A 203-nucleotide genomic window follows, 5' to 3' on the forward strand; every position below is an offset into this window, starting at 1 on the left:
CCAGTTTGGCACGGTTACCATTAAAGTAATCACTAAAGGTGACTGAACCGATTGATTCAAAGACACCCTGCGCGGTTTTATCCTGTGTAGGGCGGTTTACTGATAACACCAAATCATATCCACTGCGCTGGAACCACAGGTTTTGCCAGTTAATGTCGTTAAAGACAATCATATCTTCCGCATTGATATCATCAACCTGACTG

The 203-nt window shown here is 43.3% G+C and carries 1 protein-coding gene; it reads right to left on the minus strand.

Annotated features, from left to right (window positions below):
* A partial coding sequence (locus SLS51_RS24075) for a hypothetical protein (RefSeq protein WP_323840953.1) occupies positions 1 to 203 on the minus strand: 203 nt, incomplete at both ends.

This window comes from Photorhabdus africana (assembly GCF_035181445.1).
Taxonomy (GTDB): Bacteria; Pseudomonadota; Gammaproteobacteria; order Enterobacterales; family Enterobacteriaceae; genus Photorhabdus; species Photorhabdus laumondii.